The sequence below is a fragment of the Bacillus sp. FJAT-47783 genome, assembly GCF_022808615.1.
In the GTDB taxonomy this organism is placed as follows: Bacteria; Bacillota; Bacilli; order Bacillales; family Aeribacillaceae; genus Bacillus_BZ.
Window position 1 is genome coordinate 40,062 of the sequence record NZ_JAKZKS010000004.1, and the last position, 19,409, is coordinate 59,470.

At 37.4% G+C, this 19,409-nt stretch carries 23 protein-coding genes; 3 read left to right on the forward strand and 20 right to left on the reverse strand.

Translation table 11 applies throughout. The features are described 5' to 3' along the window. Positions 1 to 46: 46 nt before the first annotated feature. The 5 genes from MLD65_RS04915 to MLD65_RS04935 form a co-directional block, all read right to left on the reverse strand. Positions 47 to 655, reverse strand: coding sequence for a phosphatase PAP2 family protein (locus MLD65_RS04915; RefSeq protein ID WP_243290766.1), 609 nt, complete (start codon positions 653 to 655; stop codon positions 47 to 49). Between the two features lie 48 nt (positions 656 to 703). Continuing rightward, entirely contained in the window at positions 704 to 1,474 is a 771-nt protein-coding gene (locus tag MLD65_RS04920; protein WP_243290767.1) for a sporulation protein, read from the reverse strand. Beyond that, on the reverse strand, positions 1,458 to 2,219 hold the full coding sequence (locus tag MLD65_RS04925) for a serine/threonine protein kinase (protein ID WP_243290768.1): 762 nt from the start codon (positions 2,217 to 2,219) through the stop codon (positions 1,458 to 1,460). Before MLD65_RS04925 ends, MLD65_RS04920 begins: the two co-directional genes overlap by 17 nt. Before the next feature lie 47 nt (positions 2,220 to 2,266). Next, on the reverse strand, positions 2,267 to 2,461 hold the full coding sequence (locus tag MLD65_RS04930) for a hypothetical protein (protein ID WP_243290769.1): 195 nt from the start codon (positions 2,459 to 2,461) through the stop codon (positions 2,267 to 2,269). Between the two features lie 250 nt (positions 2,462 to 2,711). Next, the gene (locus MLD65_RS04935; RefSeq protein ID WP_243290770.1) at positions 2,712 to 2,891 is read right to left on the reverse strand and encodes a YozD family protein; all 180 of its coding nucleotides are present in this window, start codon (positions 2,889 to 2,891) and stop codon (positions 2,712 to 2,714) included. Positions 2,892 to 3,015: 124 nt separating this feature from the next. Here MLD65_RS04935 and MLD65_RS04940 point away from each other — a divergent pair, with 124 nt between their 5' ends. Beyond that, complete coding sequence (locus MLD65_RS04940; protein ID WP_243290771.1) at positions 3,016 to 3,219, forward strand: hypothetical protein; 204 nt, start codon at positions 3,016 to 3,018, stop codon at positions 3,217 to 3,219. 1 nt (position 3,220) lies between these two features. On the opposite strand, the gene MLD65_RS04945 is transcribed toward MLD65_RS04940, so the two are convergent. From MLD65_RS04945 to MLD65_RS05005, 13 genes are all read right to left on the reverse strand, one after another. Further along, positions 3,221 to 3,889, reverse strand: coding sequence for a hypothetical protein (locus tag MLD65_RS04945; RefSeq protein WP_243290772.1), 669 nt, complete (start codon positions 3,887 to 3,889; stop codon positions 3,221 to 3,223). 241 nt (positions 3,890 to 4,130) lie between these two features. Further along, a complete protein-coding gene (locus MLD65_RS04950; protein ID WP_243290773.1) occupies positions 4,131 to 4,355 on the reverse strand; it encodes a YozE family protein in 225 nt (74 codons plus the stop codon). 165 nt (positions 4,356 to 4,520) lie between these two features. After that, positions 4,521 to 4,799 carry a YokU family protein gene (locus tag MLD65_RS04955; RefSeq protein ID WP_243290774.1) on the reverse strand — a complete coding sequence of 93 codons (279 nt, stop codon included), beginning with the start codon at positions 4,797 to 4,799 and terminating at the stop codon, positions 4,521 to 4,523. Continuing rightward, positions 4,799 to 6,211, reverse strand: coding sequence for a lysine 2,3-aminomutase (kamA, locus tag MLD65_RS04960; RefSeq protein WP_243290775.1), 1,413 nt, complete (start codon positions 6,209 to 6,211; stop codon positions 4,799 to 4,801). Before kamA ends, MLD65_RS04955 begins: the two co-directional genes overlap by 1 nt. A gap of 131 nt (positions 6,212 to 6,342) precedes the next feature. Beyond that, positions 6,343 to 7,722 (reverse strand): sigma-54 interaction domain-containing protein, encoded by a 1,380-nt coding sequence (locus MLD65_RS04965; protein ID WP_243290776.1) that lies wholly within the window; start codon positions 7,720 to 7,722, stop codon positions 6,343 to 6,345. Positions 7,723 to 7,814: 92 nt separating this feature from the next. Beyond that, a complete protein-coding gene (ablB, locus tag MLD65_RS04970; RefSeq protein WP_243290777.1) occupies positions 7,815 to 8,672 on the reverse strand; it encodes a putative beta-lysine N-acetyltransferase in 858 nt (285 codons plus the stop codon). After that, positions 8,673 to 9,953: a peptidase gene (locus tag MLD65_RS04975; protein ID WP_243290889.1), complete on the reverse strand. Its 1,281-nt coding sequence runs from the start codon at positions 9,951 to 9,953 to the stop codon at positions 8,673 to 8,675. Continuing rightward, on the reverse strand, positions 9,941 to 10,627 hold the full coding sequence (locus tag MLD65_RS04980; protein ID WP_243290778.1) for a 3-oxoacid CoA-transferase subunit B: 687 nt from the start codon (positions 10,625 to 10,627) through the stop codon (positions 9,941 to 9,943). The genes MLD65_RS04975 and MLD65_RS04980 overlap by 13 nt, the downstream gene beginning before the upstream one ends. Continuing rightward, positions 10,606 to 11,301 (reverse strand): CoA transferase subunit A, encoded by a 696-nt coding sequence (locus MLD65_RS04985; RefSeq protein WP_243290779.1) that lies wholly within the window; start codon positions 11,299 to 11,301, stop codon positions 10,606 to 10,608. The genes MLD65_RS04980 and MLD65_RS04985 overlap by 22 nt, the downstream gene beginning before the upstream one ends. A 12-nt stretch (positions 11,302 to 11,313) precedes the next feature. Continuing rightward, on the reverse strand, positions 11,314 to 12,669 hold the full coding sequence (locus tag MLD65_RS04990; protein WP_243290780.1) for an aspartate aminotransferase family protein: 1,356 nt from the start codon (positions 12,667 to 12,669) through the stop codon (positions 11,314 to 11,316). Between the two features lie 211 nt (positions 12,670 to 12,880). Beyond that, positions 12,881 to 13,885 carry a biotin synthase BioB gene (gene bioB / locus MLD65_RS04995; RefSeq protein ID WP_243290781.1) on the reverse strand — a complete coding sequence of 335 codons (1,005 nt, stop codon included), beginning with the start codon at positions 13,883 to 13,885 and terminating at the stop codon, positions 12,881 to 12,883. Between the two features lie 551 nt (positions 13,886 to 14,436). After that, on the reverse strand, positions 14,437 to 14,544 hold the full coding sequence (locus MLD65_RS05000; protein WP_243290890.1) for a YjcZ family sporulation protein: 108 nt from the start codon (positions 14,542 to 14,544) through the stop codon (positions 14,437 to 14,439). Between the two features lie 275 nt (positions 14,545 to 14,819). Further along, complete coding sequence (locus MLD65_RS05005) at positions 14,820 to 15,758, reverse strand: magnesium transporter CorA family protein (protein ID WP_243290782.1); 939 nt, start codon at positions 15,756 to 15,758, stop codon at positions 14,820 to 14,822. A gap of 354 nt (positions 15,759 to 16,112) precedes the next feature. Here MLD65_RS05005 and MLD65_RS05010 point away from each other — a divergent pair, with 354 nt between their 5' ends. Both MLD65_RS05010 and MLD65_RS05015 read left to right on the forward strand, forming a co-directional pair. Beyond that, entirely contained in the window at positions 16,113 to 16,268 is a 156-nt protein-coding gene (locus MLD65_RS05010) for a hypothetical protein (protein WP_243290783.1), read from the forward strand. A 12-nt stretch (positions 16,269 to 16,280) separates the two neighbouring features. Next, positions 16,281 to 16,706, forward strand: coding sequence for a universal stress protein (locus MLD65_RS05015; RefSeq protein WP_243290784.1), 426 nt, complete (start codon positions 16,281 to 16,283; stop codon positions 16,704 to 16,706). 29 nt (positions 16,707 to 16,735) lie between these two features. Here MLD65_RS05015 and MLD65_RS05020 read toward each other — a convergent pair whose 3' ends face one another. Together MLD65_RS05020 and MLD65_RS05025 are read right to left on the reverse strand one after the other, a co-directional pair. Further along, positions 16,736 to 18,184 (reverse strand): SulP family inorganic anion transporter, encoded by a 1,449-nt coding sequence (locus tag MLD65_RS05020; RefSeq protein ID WP_243290785.1) that lies wholly within the window; start codon positions 18,182 to 18,184, stop codon positions 16,736 to 16,738. Between the two features lie 368 nt (positions 18,185 to 18,552). Further along, positions 18,553 to 19,407: a sulfurtransferase gene (locus tag MLD65_RS05025; RefSeq protein WP_243290786.1), complete on the reverse strand. Its 855-nt coding sequence runs from the start codon at positions 19,405 to 19,407 to the stop codon at positions 18,553 to 18,555. Positions 19,408 to 19,409: the final 2 nt, after the last annotated feature.

A 19,409-nucleotide genomic window follows, 5' to 3' on the forward strand; every position in this document is an offset into this window, starting at 1 on the left:
TATATTATGTATTAGATTTTTTTGCCAAGAATCCTCTTTTAAAGATCTACAATTTTTGTCGAACGAACTGAAAAATTGCAATAATGATTAAAAGCCATACTGTGCCTGCTGCAAATCCCGCCAAAATGTCGGTTACATAATGAACCCCAACATATACACGACTAATACCAATAAGAAAAATAAACAACATCGGTGCGATGAAGTAAAATTTGTTTTCTTCTCGTCCAGGTTTTTGGATGATCCATAAATAAATAAAAAATCCATAGATTGCCGTAGAATTCATAGCATGTCCACTTGGGAAACTAAATTCACCAACATCAATGATTCGGTTCAAGTCAGGTCGTTCCCGATGAAACAATTCTTTTAAAAAACGATTGAATGCACGTACAGAAAAAAGGTTTATGTACAGAAAAATAAAAGGGAGCCATTTCCTTTTCCAAATAAAATAAACCGAAATGATGACAGTAAGTGGCCCTATCACTTTAATCGAACCGACAGTAGTAAAAAAAATCATGACATTTGTCAGCCAACGATTCCGCAAATGCTCACCATATAGGATCATTTGTTCATCGATTGCTTGTATGAAAGAAGTTTGAATCATCCAGGATAAAACAAGAAATACAACAAGTCCGACGATGAGTGGTTTGTATCTCACTTATATTCCTCCTCAACAAAAAAATTAGCCGAACAATCGGCTAATTTTTTAACAATAACGATTAAGTAAATCGGCTAATTGTTCGGTTAGATGATGGATATCACGATTTGTAATCGTTACCTTAACTAATGATTCATCCATTTCTAAAGCTTCTGCTAAAAATCCAGCAAGCCCTCTTGCACGACGGTCAATTTCAAATACAACTTCAATTTCATTTTGTGAAATTTGGAAAAATACAACTTCTAACTCGTCTAATCTTCCTCGGAATGGCCCTTCTACTGGATAAAACTCAAATTCTTGAATAAACGGTAGCCGTTTTCTAAGGCGATAGGGCGCTTCTTCATTTTCCACCTGCTTTAATTGAAACCCTAACTCGCCGATACTTTTAAACACGGCATTAGTTAGCTCATTCGGAACGACTTCAATATAGTCCCGATCTTCGGGATCAACAGCACCTTTAATATCTAATCCTGTGTGTATCCAAACACGTGATGAACCTTTTGTAATTGGGGTATCTAATGGTAGTTGAAAAGAGAAAGGAATCGTCTTATGTTCATTAGCTGTTATAACAAAAGGTTCATTCAGTTTAACTTTTGCAATTTCAGCTTGTTTTGTATATTTTTGGTCATCATCCTCTTTCATATACGTAGCCAATACCGTTAAATAAATTTCATCTATTTTTTGCTCAACGTTTCCACCTTTTACTTCCACAACACCTTCAATGATTTCCCCTGCACAAAACGAATTAGAAGCTAACTTCGTGTCCACTTTCGCAGCTCCAATACCAATACTTGCAAACATTTTATGAAAGAACGACATGTTTTTCTCCTCCTAAAAGCATCGATTGTACATCATATATAACTTGATGAATATTTTGATAAGGCTGTTCAATCATTAATAATTTCCGAATAATGTAGCGCGCTTGACTCGTAAGTACTAATTCTTTCTCCCAGCTTTGTTCCTCACAATTTGATTTCGGTTCATATGTTGAGTATAGCAAAAAAAGAACTAAATGCCCGAGTGCATAAAAATCGCTTTCAAAACGAATTTCTCGCATGAGTCTTTTTTCGATTTCGTATTGAGAAATTTGTTCTTCAATATCATGAATTCTTCTCGCTAATCCAAAATCAATGAGATGAATCGTATCTCCATCTACTAAAATATTCGGAATTCGCAAATCTCTATGGACAATCCCCTTACTATGCAAATATTTTACCACTTGCAGTACCTTCCATAAATAATAAAACGCATCCGTTTCCGAATATTTCGTTTTTTGTCCAAATATTTTTTCTTCAAACGTTTGTCCTTTTTTATATTCCATTATGATGAAGTGATGTTTTTTCGTTTTGATCTCTTCTAAAAATGTCGGAATAGACGGGTGGTCAAGCACGTTCAACATTTCTTTTTCCGTTTGAAATGATTGAATACCTTTTGGGTGATATCGCTTATGTTTTCGTAATTGTTTAATCACCACTTCTTCCTTCGAATGGTGTGATTGTCCAACATATGTGATACCATAACTGCCAATTCCTAGAAACCTACTAATTTGATAGTCCCCGACCATCGTGCCACGCTTTAATTTTCGTTCAAAACATAAAAGCTTAGTCAACATTAGCTTGAATAAAAGCTTGAGAAAAATCCGCTTGATTTATGTTTCCTTTTGTAAAAATGGTGCCCATGATGCTTTGGATAATGGTGTGGACGATGGTGATCATAACTACTCGTATAGTGACGGTAACGCTTCTTCTTATAGTAACTACTATCATATTTACTGCCGACGAGTGATTTTAGTAGCTTTTTAAACATGTATTCAACATCTCCTTTTCTCTTTCCTATCATTCTTACGTTTTGTTATCAAAAGAAGTTTCATTTTATTATAAGAAAAACGGGAAGCGCCTGTTTTGCCCCAGACAAAAATGGTCTTACGATGAAAAGGCGCTTTCACGTTTGTAATTTTTTCTTACATAAAATAAGTTCTGATCATATTACAAGAAAAAATGCGGGAATTCATGCCCACATTTCACCAAGAAGTTAATTTTTTTTAGGGAAACTGTTATCACCCTTCATCTATATCAATTTCTTCTTCTATCACACATTTTTCGATTAAAAAATCAAACGTAATATCGGCTAATTCATAAGCCTCATCTTCAGAAGGTAAAAAGCCTCGGTTTAGTAACTCCTGAAAAAAATATTCTGCGAGTTCTTCCGTATCTATGACAAATTCGATTTCCCTCAAGCGATCGCCCCCCTTTGTTATTGTTTATGATGATTTAAGCAATTGTATGTCAACAATGCATAAATGATTGTTCCCTCTCATACGTATGAAGTAAATGGACAAGCTTGTAAGGGGGATTGAATTTATGCGTCAAATTCAAAAAATGGAGAATATACATGTTGAAGATAAAACAAATAGAAAAGGATTCGTAGAAGAGAATGTGCTGACAGCTTTTTTAGATAGTGAGCACATCGATCACTTGTTAAATAAACTAAATCGTTCATTATGGATGCTCATCGTTTTCTTTTGCATCCCGTATTTTGTTTATTTATTCATTCAAATTCTTTAACTTAATTCGAATATTTTTTTAAATGCTCAATGATAAATTCCATGATTTCCTTATATTCTGCATTTCCAAACCATTGATATAGAAGCTTGTAATCATTATAAATATCTAATAATGAATCAATTAACTGCCTTTGATTAAGTGAAGGTGGTTTCTCGTTTGGCTGCTCGGGTATAGGTAATTGGGCAATTACAGCAGTATCTGCTGTTTGTTCTGATAGAAGATGAGTCATATGAATATGATAAAAAAATTTCTCGGCATCATGCTGACTTAATATCATTGTTATTTCTTCCTCTGATGCTTCCATCCATTCCCCATCGCGAACTCTTACTAATTCATATCTAACTTCCTCCCAAGCATCTTCTTTATAGCGCCATAACTCTGTCCGAATTCCAATCACTTTAAACAAATCTTGACCATAACCGTTCACTTGAACGATGTCACCAATTCCAAAGTCATATTGGATTTCAATAATTTCAGACTCATATACATTTCCCTCAAATTCTGATAAAGGGGTGAGCGTATTTTCAAAATACAATATATCACTATGGTTCACTTCATATAAATAATCCTCATTCATTCGATGGATGTTCGTAATCGTACCGACTGTACCGTAAATTGTAATCACGACAATATCACCAATTTTAAATTTCGGCTTCTTCTTTCTCCCCACGGTACATCTCTCCTTGTCGTGATTTACGGTTATCACATTATATGCAAAAACATTTTATATGAGATAGAAAGACAACCTAAAAAGAAAGCGCTTTGGAATTTGTATAGGCTCTTTCTATCATCATTCAATGTTCTTTATGTAAAATAAGCCAATCCCCATTGCAAATGAGGATTGGCTATAAAGTGAAACTTCATTCAGTGGGGGTCTTACTGCCCGTTAAGAGTGGGATAAAGTAACGAACTCATGATTTCCCATTTTCCATTACATATTTTTCCCATGCTTCATCGAATATGGTCATACTTTCTAAATAAAATCCATTCAACTCTAAATAGGAACTAATTTCTTCATAACTCGAAGACATTTTCGGAAAGCTATGGTCTTGGTAAGCATCATTGGCAAACTGGCTAATTACATCTCTCGGCTTTGGATGACGATATTTCATTAAAAAATGATAAAACGATTTCAACTCTTTCACCCTCTATTGACAATGTTGATGATTTCGCATCACGAAATTTTCGTTCCTTTCATTATAGTCATAAATAACAGAAGGTGAAAAGAGTGAATAGGAAAGATCATGGAGAATATTGGTCTTCAGTTCTTTCATTTCATACTAAACAATCACACCATGAAGTTACGAATAATCAAAATAGTTTCTTTTTAAGAGCCGTTCCATATTCATTAACTGTTCATATGAAACGGATTTCGTTAATTTTGTTCGGTCAATTAAAAACAATTGGTCATCAATCTCTTTGATTGTTTGCTCATCTTGGTACTTCATTCCACATTGTGGACAAGTGATACACGGTGTCTCGGTGATTTCAATAGCTCTAGTACCATCGGGAAGTTCCCAATAAACTGTATTTGTTTCTTTTTGCGCGCTGTCGGCTTGACACCACTCACATTGTACCATTACGATGCATCCTCACTTTCTTTTTTCTCGTATTTCGACATTTGCGATTTGAACTTTTTCTCTTTTAATTCATCGCGTTTCTCTCGTTTATTTTTAAGAGACTCGTGCTCTGGGTTTGTTTCGTACATTTTGCGGCGATCCAGTCGATTTAACCCTTCTGGGACGAGATTGAACTTCGTTTCTTCATATAAGCTACTAATACCGACATTTGATCGTTTCTTATCCATATCTGGATAAATTTGTTTAAAGTATTCTTCAGCTGTTCCCGGTACATAGTTTTCTGGTTCTGGATATGTTGTGATAACGCCTTCAAAGTTACGTAATACGACTTTGTCAGAACTTTGTGAAATAATATAGTTTGGCTGAACGGCAATTTTTCCACCACCGCCCGGCGCATCAACAACAAACGTTGGGACAGCATATCCTGACGTATGCCCGCGTAAGCCTTCAATAATTTCTAAACCTTTTGACACTGGTGCTCGGAAATGCCCAATACCTTCAGATAAATCACATTGATAAATATAATACGGGCGTACACGAATTTTGACGAGGTCGTGCATGAGCTTTTTCATAATTGGCACACTATCATTGATGCCTGCTAAAATAACCGCTTGATTCCCGAGTGGAACACCTGCATCTGCGAGCATCTCACACGCACGTTTTGATTCCTCTGTTATTTCAATAGACGTGTTAAAGTGTGTATTCAACCATACCGGATGATATTTTTTTAAGATGTTACATAAGTTTTCCGTAATCCGTTGCGGAAAGACAACAGGTGCTCTTGTGCCAATTCGAATAATTTCCACATGGGGGATGTCGCGTAAATTTTTTAACACATATTCTAAAATTTGATCATTGATTAATAGTCCATCCCCACCCGATATTAATACATCGCGTACTTCCGGTGTTTGGCGAATATATTCAATCGCTTTGTCCAATTGTTTTTTCGGAACGCCCATACCGATTTGACCGGAAAATCTTCTTCTCGTACAATAACGGCAGTACATCGAACATTGATTCGTTACTAAAAATAACACGCGATCCGGATAACGGTGCGTTAAGCCTGGCACTGGTGAATCTTCATCCTCATGGAGGGGATCTTCTAAATCATACTTTGTTTTATGAAGCTCTTCCGAAATAGGAACGGATTGCATCCGGATTGGACATCGCGGGTCATCCGGGTTCATTAACGATGCATAATATGGTGTAATATTAAGCGGAATCGTTTTTGTTGATATTTTGACCCCTTCTTCTTCTTCAGGGGTTAAGTTTACAACTTTTTTCAAATCGTCTAATGTACGGATCGTATTTGTTAATTGCCAAATCCAATCATTCCATTGTTCCTCTGTTACGTCTTTCCAAAGTTCAATATCTTTCCAATGTCGTTTCGGTTTGTATAAATCCATCTTCATCGCTAATCATACCTCCTGCTTTATCTTTTTATTATTAAATGCAAATACTATGCCAACAGGTGACAGTTGGATTATTAAGAATTTTCTAAATATATTTGCTCATTTTTCGGCAGGAGATAGGTTTTTATTGACTAATTTTCGGCACTCATTTCATACCGTTTCATTTTGTATTGCAATGTTTGTCTTGGAATTTGCAAATGTTTGGAAGCTTTTAATACATTTCCATTATGTAATTGGAGGGCTTCATTTATCCTTTTTTTCTCTAAATGTTCAATTTCTTCCCGTAAGGACAGTTGTCCATTTTCTAACTTTGTTTCCATTTGGAAGTAATCAGGTAGATGTCTTAGTAAAATGATCTTTCCTTCCACCATTGTCATAGCATATTCGATCACATGTTTTAATTCCCGAACATTTCCTGGCCAATCGTGCCGATAAAATAGTGTCTTCACTTCTGTTGAGAGCTCATGAACGTCTTTTCCAACTTTTATATTAAATGATTGGATGAAGGATTTCGTGAGTACGATAATATCTTCTTTCCGCTCCCTTAAAGGAGGGATGGCAAGGGAAAAAACGTTTAAGCGATAAAATAAATCCTCACGTAAACGGCCATTTTCTACACATAAAAAAGGTTCTTCATTCATTGCGGCAACGATTCGCACATCTACCTTCATGGACCGGCTTGACCCGATTCTCCTCACATAACCGTCCTCGATGACACGTAATAGTTTCGCTTGAAGAGACAAGGGCATTGACTGCAATTCATCAAGAAAAAGCGTCCCCCCATGTGCAAGCTCAAATAAGCCGGCACGATCTGTCGCACCTGTATAGCTTCCTTTTGTCGTACCGAACAAAATACTTTCGAGCAATGATTCGGGTAAAGCTGCACAATTTTGGGCAATGAAAGGTCCTTGCTTCCGTAAAGATTCGGCATGAATCGATTGAACGAAGAGCTCCTTCCCAGCGCCTGTTTCCCCGTATATTAAAACAGATGCCGGTGATTTTGCGACTTTTTTTGCTTTCTCTTTCATTTTTATTAATGTAGGGTTTGTCGTTATAATGTCATCAAAGTGATAGAGCGTTTGTTCTATTTCCGTTAATTCATTCGATTTCTTTTGTTGTAAATCGAGAAGTTTCTCTGATAATGATTTTAATTTTGAATAATCCTTCGCAATTTCGACCGCACCAATTAACTCACCATCGACTACTATCGGTAATGTCGTGTTAACCGTTTCAATTTTTTCCCCTTTCACGTTAACATACGTTTGAGGTAAGTGGTAAATAGGTTTTTGCGTATGTATAACTTTTAATAAGGTACTTGTTTCCTCTGTTAAAGATGGAAAAACATGTAATAAGTGACGGTCAATGACTTCTTCTCGCTTCATTCCATCGTGTTTCGCTGCGATATGATTATAAAAAATCGTATAGCCATCCGCATCTACGGCATGAATCCCTTCATCAATCGTATCTAAAATTTCAAAAAAGAGTTTTTCTGTTTTTTGAACTCGTTTCATTGCGATCACCTATCCCTTTTTATCCACAAGCATTTAACGAAAATATAGCAGGGGAAGGATTCCCCCACTATGATTAGGTTGTTACAATTCTATTAATTGCAGGACAAATCTTTACACCATACATTCATATTTTCGATCGATTTTGAAATATAGCAGTTATTAATGAGCCTACCGCGATATTGATAATCGAGTTGGTGGAGCACTGCGTTCATTCCGTAAGATTGTGCCCGTGCAATCGAATAGCTGCAATAAATGCCGCTTTTCTTTAGCTCTTCTTCAAGGTTTTGAATGATGCTGTTCATTAATTTTAGTTTGCGATATTGTGGCAATGTCGCACAGTCTGTAATTTCAGCATTATAGTAAGTGTTATTAACTTCAGCAGACGCTGCACTCATTAATGCATTACCCGATTCTGCTAAAAAATAAACCGTCCCCTCTTCCATCGTTTTAACAATATAATGGGCATCATGAAGAGGGGTTGGGTAAACGGTAAATGTTTGCTGATACAATTGACTGAGTGCATACGCATCATGCTCGTTTCCTTTTCGAATTGTAATGGCTTTGTCATGATTTGCAAGCGCTTTCGATTTTGGACGAGCATAAATGGATTCAATCATTTCGTCTTCATCTAAAATACTATCGGAATTTTTTCGATTATTGGATAAATACCGGCACATAAAAAACATATCGTCACCTTGAAAATATTGATCGACGACCGCCTCGACGACGAAAAGATGGGCTAAAAAGGAGGGGATATCTCGCTTTCTTGCTTTCATAATCACTTTATTAAATGAACCGTTTTGAATATAAGAAAGAATGTCTCGAATCATCCATTCCGCATTTCCACGATAATCGTCAATCCGACAACGCTCATTGTAATAATCAAAGGTTACGGTTGCTTCATATTTATTCGTTTGAAATGTTTTAACTTGTGAATACGTTTTATTCATTTACTCTCCTCCTTCTGTACTCATTTCACACCAATCGATTAAAAGTGAAGCGATAACTTTAGACGTTTCAATCATTTTTCTCAAATCAATGTATTCATTTGGGAAATGAGCCATTTCTGTTTGTCCTGGTCCAAATACAATGGTTGGGATTCCTCCAGCATGTGATAATAAACCGCCATCCGTTCCCCAAGGAGACGCTTCAATTGTTGGCTCTTTTCCGATAACTTCTTTAAATGAGTTGATTAATTGTTGCAGAAACGGATGATCTTGATCCATTTCATTTGGAAGCCATCGTGCCCCAAACCATTCAATTTGTAATGGATGGTCTTCAAACCAAGAATCCTCTTGTTCCAGTTCTTTTATAAAGGTGATGAATTCTGCTTGAACGTCCTCTTTTCTTTCATTCGGGGCAATTCCGCATCTTCCTTCTAAAATAACAGAATCAGGTACAGAAGAAGGCCAATTTCCACCTTCCATTTTTCCTATATTAATCGGTACTGGAATTGGAATTCTCTCATATAACGGATCTGTTATACGAGCGTTTCGTTTTTCTTCAAGCTTATGAATTTGCTCGATGACTTTTACCGCTTTATCAATGGCGCTTACCCCTTCATACCTTGTCCCCCCATGAGCCGAACGCCCTTTCACTTTTATACGGAACCACATCGAACCTTGTTGTTTTAAAAATATTTTCATATTTGTTGGTTCAGGGATGATCGCAGCATCCGCTTTATATCCACGCATAATGGCTGCTAACGTTCCTGCACCGCCACACTCTTCATCTACGACACTTTGAAAAATGACATCTCCTTTTAACTTCAAACCGCTCCTTTTAATCGCTTCCATCGCAAACAGTAAGGCGACATTTCCGCCTTTCATATCTGTTGCCCCTCGGCCAAATAGCTTCCCATCCTTTATGATGCCAAGGTATGGATCATCTTCCCATTGATTGCGTTCACCTTCAGGGACGACATCGATATGACCATTTAAAATAATGGATTTCCCCCCGCCGGTTCCTTTTAATGTCGCAACTAAATTCGGACTTCCTTTAAAATCGTTTCGTGTTGAAACAAATTCTGGATGAGACGTCAAAGCGCTTAATTCAGGTTCCCAAAGATCAATCGTAAGACCTAACTCTCGACATTTTTCCAAAACGACCGCTTGTGCACTCGCTTCTTTTTGAAAGACACTTTTTTCTTGTACGACTTTTTGTAGGAACGATACCATTTTTTTCTCATGACGATCGATCCAGTCGAAAACGCTTTCTTTCATCTCGATAATCCCCCTTCATCCAAGTTCTCGATCATTTTGACGTCTGAACTGATCGAAATACGAGCATCTGTTGACTCAAGAATATCTTCCACTGTAAAAGGATGGAACACTTCTTTTAGTAAAAGTCCTTGTTTTTCTACATGAAATACAGCTCTCTCCGTAATAACCATGTCTACACACTGTCTAGCCGTTAATGGCAGTGAGCAAGTTGGCACAATTTTGCTTTCCCCATTTTTGTTTACATGATTCATGACGACGATCAGTTTCTTTGCTTTTTGCGCTAAATCCATTGCCCCCCCAATACCCGGAACGCGCTGCCCTGGAACAATCCAATTGGCGAGATCCCCTTTTTCACTTACTTGAAGTGAGCCGATAATGGAAACGTCAATTCTCCCACTGCGAATGATGCCAAAGGCGATACTGCTATCAAAGTAAGAAGCACCATTCATCGTTGTCACTGGAAATCCAGCCGCATCACATAAATACGGATCTTCTTCACCTTTTAATGGGTACGGGCCGATGCCTAATATGCCGTTTTCAGCATGTATCATAACGTTTTTGTCTGATAAATAGTTCGCAACGAGCGAAGGGATACCAATTCCGAGGTTTACGATCATGCCGCTTTTTATTTCTTTCGCCGCTCGTTTTGCCATTTGTTTTCTTACTTCGATTCCCATGCCCATTTCCAGTTCACCCCCCTACTTTGGACGATATGTTGAACAAAGACTCCTGGAGTCACAATCTCTTCTTCTCTTAATTCTCCTAGCGGAACAATCTCTTCTACTTCCGCAATGGTTGTCTTTGCTGCCATCGCCATAAGAGGATTCATATTCCGAGCGGTTTTATCATAAATTAAGTTTCCGAATGGATCCGCTTTTTTCGCATAAATAAGCGCTACATCAGCTTTTAAAGGCGTTTCAAGCAAATACGGTTGACCATCTACAACGATTCGCTCTTTCCCTTTTTCAACCCACTCATTTCCTACACCAATGTCGACAAGAATTCCCCCAAGTCCGACCCCGCCAGCTCGAATTCGTTCTGCTAACGTTCCTTGCGGTGAAAATTCCACTGACATCTCTTTTTTCTCCATAAATTGTCCAGCAATAGGGTTTGAACCAATATGAGAAGCAATTAACGTTTTCACCCGTTTATGACAAACAAGTTTGCCAACACCGATATTAGGAAATCCAGCATCATTACAAATAACGGTTAAATTTTTTTGCCCAAATGAAAGGATGGAGTCAATCAGAGTCGGAGGATTTCCTACTCCACCAAAGCCACCGATCATCATTGTTGAACCATCCTTCACGTAATCTTTTAAAATATCGATTTTTGTGATTTTTCCAAATTCATTCATCAGACTCTCTCCTTACGACGGGATGATTTCAGCGATTTGCAGTTCACGTTCAATTTCTGATAAAGTTTTGTCGAAAATCGTGACGAGCTCTTTCATTTCTTCTTCCTCAATCGTTAATGGTGGGGCAATAATAACTGCATCTCCGCAATCTCCTTCAATTCCAGTTTGAGAAGGGTAGACAAGTAGGCCTTTCTTTTGTGCTTTTTTTACGATTAATGATGTTATGTTTAATTCTTTGCGGAATGGTATTTTATTTAGTTGATCGGAGACAAATTCAATACCAAAAAACAAACCTAAACCTCTAATGTCACCGATCATTGGATGATACCCTTTTAGCTTCAGTAATTCTTGTTCTAAAAATTGGCTTTTCTCTTTTACTTGTTGAATAAGTTGGTGTTTTTCAATGTAGTCTAAAACGGCAAGTGAAATGGCGGCCGATTGTGGGTTGGCACTATATGTGTGCCCGCTCATGATGGAGCCGCTCCCTTTTAAAATCGGAAACATTACTTTCGGACTTACGAGCGTTGCCGCAATAGGTGTATAGCCTGCACCTAATCCCTTTCCTGTTGCTATCATATCCGGTTGTACAAGCCAATGTTCAAGCGCAAAGTTTTTCCCTGTTCTTCCGATTCCCGTCATTACTTCATCCGCAATAAATAATATTTCATGACGATCACATATTTCTCTTATACGTTGGTAATACCCTTTCGGCGGAATGATCACACCACCGGCTGCCCCGACGATTGGTTCGGCAATAAATGCGGCAATATGATCACTTCCTGTTCGCTTAATGACTCTTTCTAATTCATTGGCACACATTAATTGACAATCCGGATACGTTTTATCAAATGGGCATCTATAACAATATGGAGGAGATACAGCCGGGTTCGCTTCAAGAAGTGAGGAGAACCGAAAACGTCGTTCGGTATGACCCGATAAAGATAAAGAGCCCATTGTTATCCCGTGATAACTCATATACCGTGATATAATATGTGTTTTCGTTGGTTTACCGACTTCTTGCCAATATTGAATCGCAATTTTCATCGCAGTCTCTGTTGCTTCTGATCCGCTATTTACAAAAAATGTCCATGGAAATTGACCATTTGTCCAATTACTAAGTGTTTCAGCCAACTTTTCTGCCGGCTCATTCGTAAATTGAGAACGGTAGACAAACGAAACTTTCTTCGCTTGTTCGTGCATCGTCTCAATAATTTCTTGAACTCCATGTCCGATTAAACAGGTGACGGCACCAGAGGACCCATCTAAATATTTATTCCCTTCAACATCATATAAAAAAACTCCACGACCATAGGCGATCATTGGATAATCTTCGTTTAATAACGGTTTAATTAAGTGGGAATGCCTCATATTATCACCTTACTTTCAACAAAATTCTTTTTTACCTATGATTTCTACATAACTATTTCTAACTCCTTTTCTTCATGCGTCATTTTTTAGCTAGTTTACGACAACGTTCTTCATATCGTTAGGAATGGGCAGAGTCCCAACCTAGATTGAGATCTCTGCCCATTCATTTTGCTATGCTCTAATGCTTACCATTAGAGTCACTCGTATTCACTTACGCTAATGTCGAAGTTTCTTTTTCTTTGACAAAGTCAATTGTAAAGCCTAAATCCTTAAGCATCTCATGATCTTTCGTACTTTCTTGTCCTTCTGTTGTTAAATAATCACCGACAAAAATGGAGTTGGCCGCATAAAGCCCTAACGGTTGGAGCGAACGAAGGTTCACTTCTCGTCCTCCCGAAATGCGAATTTCCTTTGATGGATTGACAAATCGGAATAAGCATAGCACCTTTAAACAATATCGTGGGTCGAGATCATTTGTCCCTTCTAAAGGTGTACCATCGATAGCATGTAAAAAGTTAACTGGTATCGAATCCGCATTTAACGCTTTCAAACTAAAGGCCATGTCAACGACGTCTTCTTTCGTTTCTCGCATTCCAACAATGACGCCTGAACATGGTGAAATACCCACTTCCTTCACTTTTTCCACCGTGTTCACACGATCATCATATGTATGAGTTGTCGTAATGTTTTCATGGTGTTTTTCCGATGTATTTAAGTTATGGTTATATCGGTCAACGCCGGCTTCTTTAAGCCTTTCTGCTTGCCCTTCTTTTAAAATACCAAGACACGCACATATTTTTAAGCCATAGTCGCGTTTTATATCTTTCACAGCATCAATGACATGATTGACTTCTTTATCGCTCGGTCCTCGACCGCTCGCAACAATGCAATACGTGCCAATATTTAACTCATGGGCCCGTTTTGCTCCTTGTAAAATGCTTTCTTTATCTAGCATTTTATATTTTTCAATCGGTGCATTTGATACAGATGATTGCGAACAATAACCACAATTTTCAGGACATAACCCTGATTTCGTATTCATAATCATGTTGAGTTTTACTTCATTCCCATAGTAATGCTTACGAATTTGATAGGCACCATGAAGAAGCAATAATAAGTCTTCATCTGGTGTTTGTAAAATTTGCAAAGCTTCTTCTCTCGTAATCTCATAACCTTTTTTTACTCGCTCAGCTAATTCTATCCATTGAGCTCTCATTTTATTCACTCCCCTTTTCCCATCTATCTTATATGGTAAAAAGAGGTTTGATTTATGTCAACATATTTTTTATTTTAGTTTACATTTTAAGTTGAGACATTTTCTCTTAAGATGTGCAGAAAAGCTTTGCGTAGCCTCACATAAAGTGAAACTTCATTCAGTGGGGTTTTTTTCATCCCCCACTGAATGTTAGTCCCTACGGGATGACCTAAAGGCCCTTGTGGCCCACAGGATGTGGGTTTCACAGACGTTGCCACAGGACGTGGCGCTCTTAGTCTGTGTTCTTTATGTTCGGACCTTTACGGGCAGTTGTCCCCCACCTATCTTCTTTGCTTTACTACAGAATCTTGAGGTGGGGATCTTACTGCCCGTTAAGAGTGGGATAAATAAGACGCTCAGGAATAAAAGGCGCTCTTTGCCTCTATTCCTGAGTGACTAGATCAAGGGAACAGACACAGCTTCGTTCATCATACGTTTACGATTTAACGATCGTATACGATTTGCAACAATAGTAACGTCCGTTACTCGTTCCGAAAAGACCCGTTATCCTCTTAGTATTTTACAAACGCTGTCCCAACAATTATTAACAAGATAAATAATACGAGCACTAATATGAAGCTACTTGCTCCGTCGTAACACGGGTATCCATATGAAGGCATATAGTGACCATAATAAGGACTTTCTTGGTGACTGTAATTCATTTTATTCGGCTCCTTCCTCATGAATTGTCATTACATGTTTTACTTTATGTAGGTATACGCTTGTATCGTTTGTGCATTTGCCCATTTTTAATAAGAAAAACGGAAGCGCGCTCCTTTACTGGATAAAGCTTTTTGACCACAAGGGGAAGGTGGCTTTCGCTAGGCATCGAAAACTTTATAAATAATAATGTTGATCCTATAAAAAAATGGTGCCAAAAGACACCATTCTCCATTTAAAAATATCTTTTTTTCCAAAAAATGAAGGCAATGAGGAAAGAGAGGATTAGTGATATTGAAATTGGAATGAAAAATGCGTACGGTTCATGTTGAAACGGCAGCGGAACATTCATTCCATATAAACTTGCTACTAAAGTTGGAATGGCTATGACAATTGTAATTGCCGTTAAAAACTTCATGACAATGTTCACATTATTGGAAATAACAGAAGCAAAGGCATCCATCATGCCACTTAAAATACTGCTGTACACTTCGGTCATTTCAATCGCCTGTTTGTTTTCAATAATAACATCTTGTAATAAATCTTGATCCTCTTCATACATTTTTAAGTAGTTTAATCGAAGTAACCGCTCCATCACAATATTATTTGCTTTTAAGGATGTCGTAAAATATACTAAGCTTTTTTCTAAGCTTAGTAGTGAAAACAGCTCTTTATTTTTCATCGATTGATGGAGCTCTTTTTCAATCGCACTTGTTTTTCGATTAATTTGCTTTAAATAGCGTAAATAATAGCTTGAGATTAAATAGAGTAATTGAAAGGCAAATCTCGTTTTCATATACGTATAAAAGCCTTTCACTTTATTTCGCGCAAATTGCTCAAATATTGGGTTCTCTTGTAAACAAACGGTAATAAAACATGATTCCGTTATGATCATTCCGATGGGAATCGTATCATAAATGGTAGCCCCAACATCATCGGTTGATACGATCGGAATATCCACAATGATTAATACGTGTTGTTCTTCTTTTTCAATACGTGAACGCTCCTCATCGTCAAGGGCATCTTTAAAGAAATCGATCGGAATTTGAAGCTTTGTTGAAACGAATTTAATTTCTTCTTCCGTTGGAGCAACTAAATTAATCCAACAACCATTTTCAATATCGTTTATTTCTACTAATTCGCCGCTCATCGTTGACATGTACATATTTAACATAAAAGCATAACCCCCTTATTGAGGCAGCTCAATCATCATTTTGACGCTCAGCGTTCGTTTACGAACAGCAGAGGTCTAAATGACCGGATTAAACTGCCTTTTGTACATCGTATCGGGTCAGGTTCATTCGTTTTACTGCTATTCATAAACGTTGTTCACTCTCCTTTTCTATTTTCCTTGATCTATGATACTAATTAACATTTGAATTGTATAGGGATATTATGATAAATTAACACCTATTTTACGTTATGCCATTTTTATATTTTTGGCACAATGGTATTTTCTAAATTTTTTTACAAATGCAACACCGTGTATTATAATGAATGTAAACGCTTTCTAAAAGGTGTGATGATCATGATCGTTGAATCTGTATACCGTAGAAAAGCAATGGGACAAATTTATCAACAACCTTTACAGCCATCACGATTACCAAAACGTAAAAAAGTAAAACAACTCTCCTTTTTCACTGCAATATATGACATAATGAGGAAGAAGCTTCATAGTCATTAGGTGGTGGGTTTTTTGGAAAATAACTTGTTAATTGCACTAGATGGGACAAACCATTCAAAGAATGCCGTTGAGAAAACGAGACATTTATGTAGCATTATGCATAACTGTCGCATTCATATTATTCATGTTTTTACAAAGTCACCAAGTTTAAATGATCTTGAATCCAATCATTTTAATGTGTCACAACTATTATATGAACGAGCCGTTCAGCAGTTACGTCCACTTTTACGGTTGTTTGAAGAAGCCAATTGCCAATACCATCTTGAAGTGGCGATTGGGGATCCTGCAAAAGAAATTTTAGATTACGCGAAAAAAATCAGACCTTTTATGGTCATTGTTGGTTCAAGAGGACTTTCAACATTAGGTGAAGTGTTACTCGGAAGTGTCAGTCATAAGCTTGTCCATGAAAGCGATATTCCCGTCCTTGTCGTAAAGTAAAAGAGTGAGGTCTCCCTCACTCTTTTCTATTAATGAGCAGAATGCGATTCTAACCCAATCTTCTCTACTAGTTGTTTACTTTCTTCATTTAATCCGCGTATTTCAACGGTTTTACCATTTTGTTGATATTTTAAAATAACTTTTGAAATAGCTGTTACGGCAGAATGATCCCAAACGTGTGAATGTGAAAAATCAATCACGACATGATCAGGATCTTCTGAAATTGTGAACTGATCAATAAAATGAGACACCGTTCCAAAAAACATTTGCCCTGAAATGACATATGTTTTCTTCGCTTCAGTAATCATTGATGAAGATTTAATTTGGGCAACTTTCCATCCAAAGACGAGTGCGCTTGCGATAACACCTGCGATGACTCCTTTCGATAAGTCATGTGTGTAGACGACAATCGCAACGGTCATCACCATTATGACTGATTCAGAGGCTGGAATTTTCCGTAAATCTTTTAATGACTGCCAATCAAACGTACTGATCGATACCATGATCATAACCCCAACTAACGCAGCCATTGGAATTTGTTTCACGATATCACCAAGAACGATAATTAAGAATAGTAGAAACACACCTGCTGTTAAGGTAGATAATCGACCTCGACCACCCGATTTCACATTAATGACAGATTGACCAATCATCGCACAACCAGCCATACCGCCCAAAAATCCAGTGACGACATTCGCAATCCCTTGACCTTTCATTTCTTTATTTTTATCACTTTTTGTATCTGTCATATCATCGACAATCGTTGCGGTTAATAATGATTCTAACTGACCGACAAGCGCTAATGTAATCGAATATGGAAGGATAATTTTAAATGTTTCAAGTGTTAATTCTATTTGCGGCAAATGGAAAGAAGGCAAAGAACGTGTAATCTCTCCCATATCACCAACTGTTTTAACATCTAATCCGAAGAAAATGGCAATAACCGTCATTACGATGATCGCAACTAATGCTGACGGAACTGCACGTGTCAAACGCGGCAACGTATAAATGATAACTAACGTTGCAGCGACCATTACATACATCATCATTCCCGCATTTTCAAAGTGCGGTAGTTGAGCTAAAAAGATTAATATAGCTAATGCATTTACAAAGCCGACGATAACAGATTGTGGTAAAAACGTAATAAAACGACCTAGTTTAAAGAATCCCATTAAAAGTTGAATTATTCCGGTTAATATCGTTGCGGCAAATAAATACTCCACGCCATAATCTTTTACTAACGTTACCATTAATAATGCCATTGCCCCAGTAGCTGCCGAAATCATGGCAGGTCGTCCACCTGCAAAGGCAATGACAACAGCCATAGAAAACGATGCATATAAACCAACCATTGGATCAACCCCTGCAATAATCGCAAAGGCAATCGCCTCAGGAATAAGGGCTAAAGCAACTGTTATCCCCGCTAAAATATCGGGGCGTATATTTGAAAACCACTCTTCTTTTTTAAAAATGTTCATAGTCCACCTCTTTCTAAAATGATGTTCCCGGTCAGCATAACGGTATCCATCATATCAAAATAAATAAGAATCGCAAACTGAATGAAAACGTGTACATCTCTTTTTTTCTTAAAAAAACTTTCTCTATCTCACTTTTTCTATATCCATTCACATTTTGTTCAAAAAGAAAAAGTTCTTGTTTTATTAATAGTTTGATAACGTGACATTTCATCACTACGCCACGATTTTTCTTTCACTTTTTTAAGTTTTTCCATCACTTTCTTAGATTTTTTCATCACTTTTTCGAGTTTTTTCCACTTTAAGTCGCCTATCTAGTTATATTTTCACAAAAAAAAGGACCTCCCAATCGGAAGGCTCAACTATGATAATCATTTACTTGTTAAAGTACGACCATTCTTCGTTTCAATTGGATGATCCTCATACGTAATCCAATCACTCCAGCTTCCAACATACAATTTCATGTTTGAAAAACCAGCTTCCTTTAATGCGACAAAATTTGGACATGCTGTCACACCTGAACCACAATAGACAATAATCCGCTCTTTATTCGTAAGGGAAGAAAATTGTTGTGCTAACGCTCCTTTTGATCTAAACGTCCCGTTCTCCATATTTTCTTTCCAAAAGTGTGAGATCGCTCCTGGAATATGACCAGCTTTTGAATCAATCGGTTCTGACTCACCGATATATCGACTCCATTCACGTGAATCAATAATCGCTGTGCGACTATTTTGCATCGCTTCTCGAACATCATCGACCGTTGCTAATAGTTCGTGTTGTTCTTTTTTCACATACGTTGTTCGTTCATATGTTTTAACTTCATTTGTCGTCGGATATCCCGCTCTTTTCCATGCCTCATAGCCACCATTTAAAATAAAGACTTGTTCATGTCCAATATATTTCATCATCCACCAAAAACGAGAAGCAAATGCGCACGCATTGTCATCATATGCGACAACGATTGTTTCATTATCGATACCGAGCTTCTCAATTAATTGAACAAACTGATCGATATCCGGAAGAGGGTGTCTACCGCCATGCTCCTTTACTTCTCCCGATAAGTCGTTTTCTAAATCTACGTATTGAGCATGAGTAAGATGGTCTTTTTCAAACCGTTCTTTTCCAGCTTTTTTGTTCGCTAAATCAAATCGACAATCAATCATTCGAACGTTCTGTTTCTCCTCAATTAAACGATATAATTCTTTAGCACTCATTAAGTTACTCATAA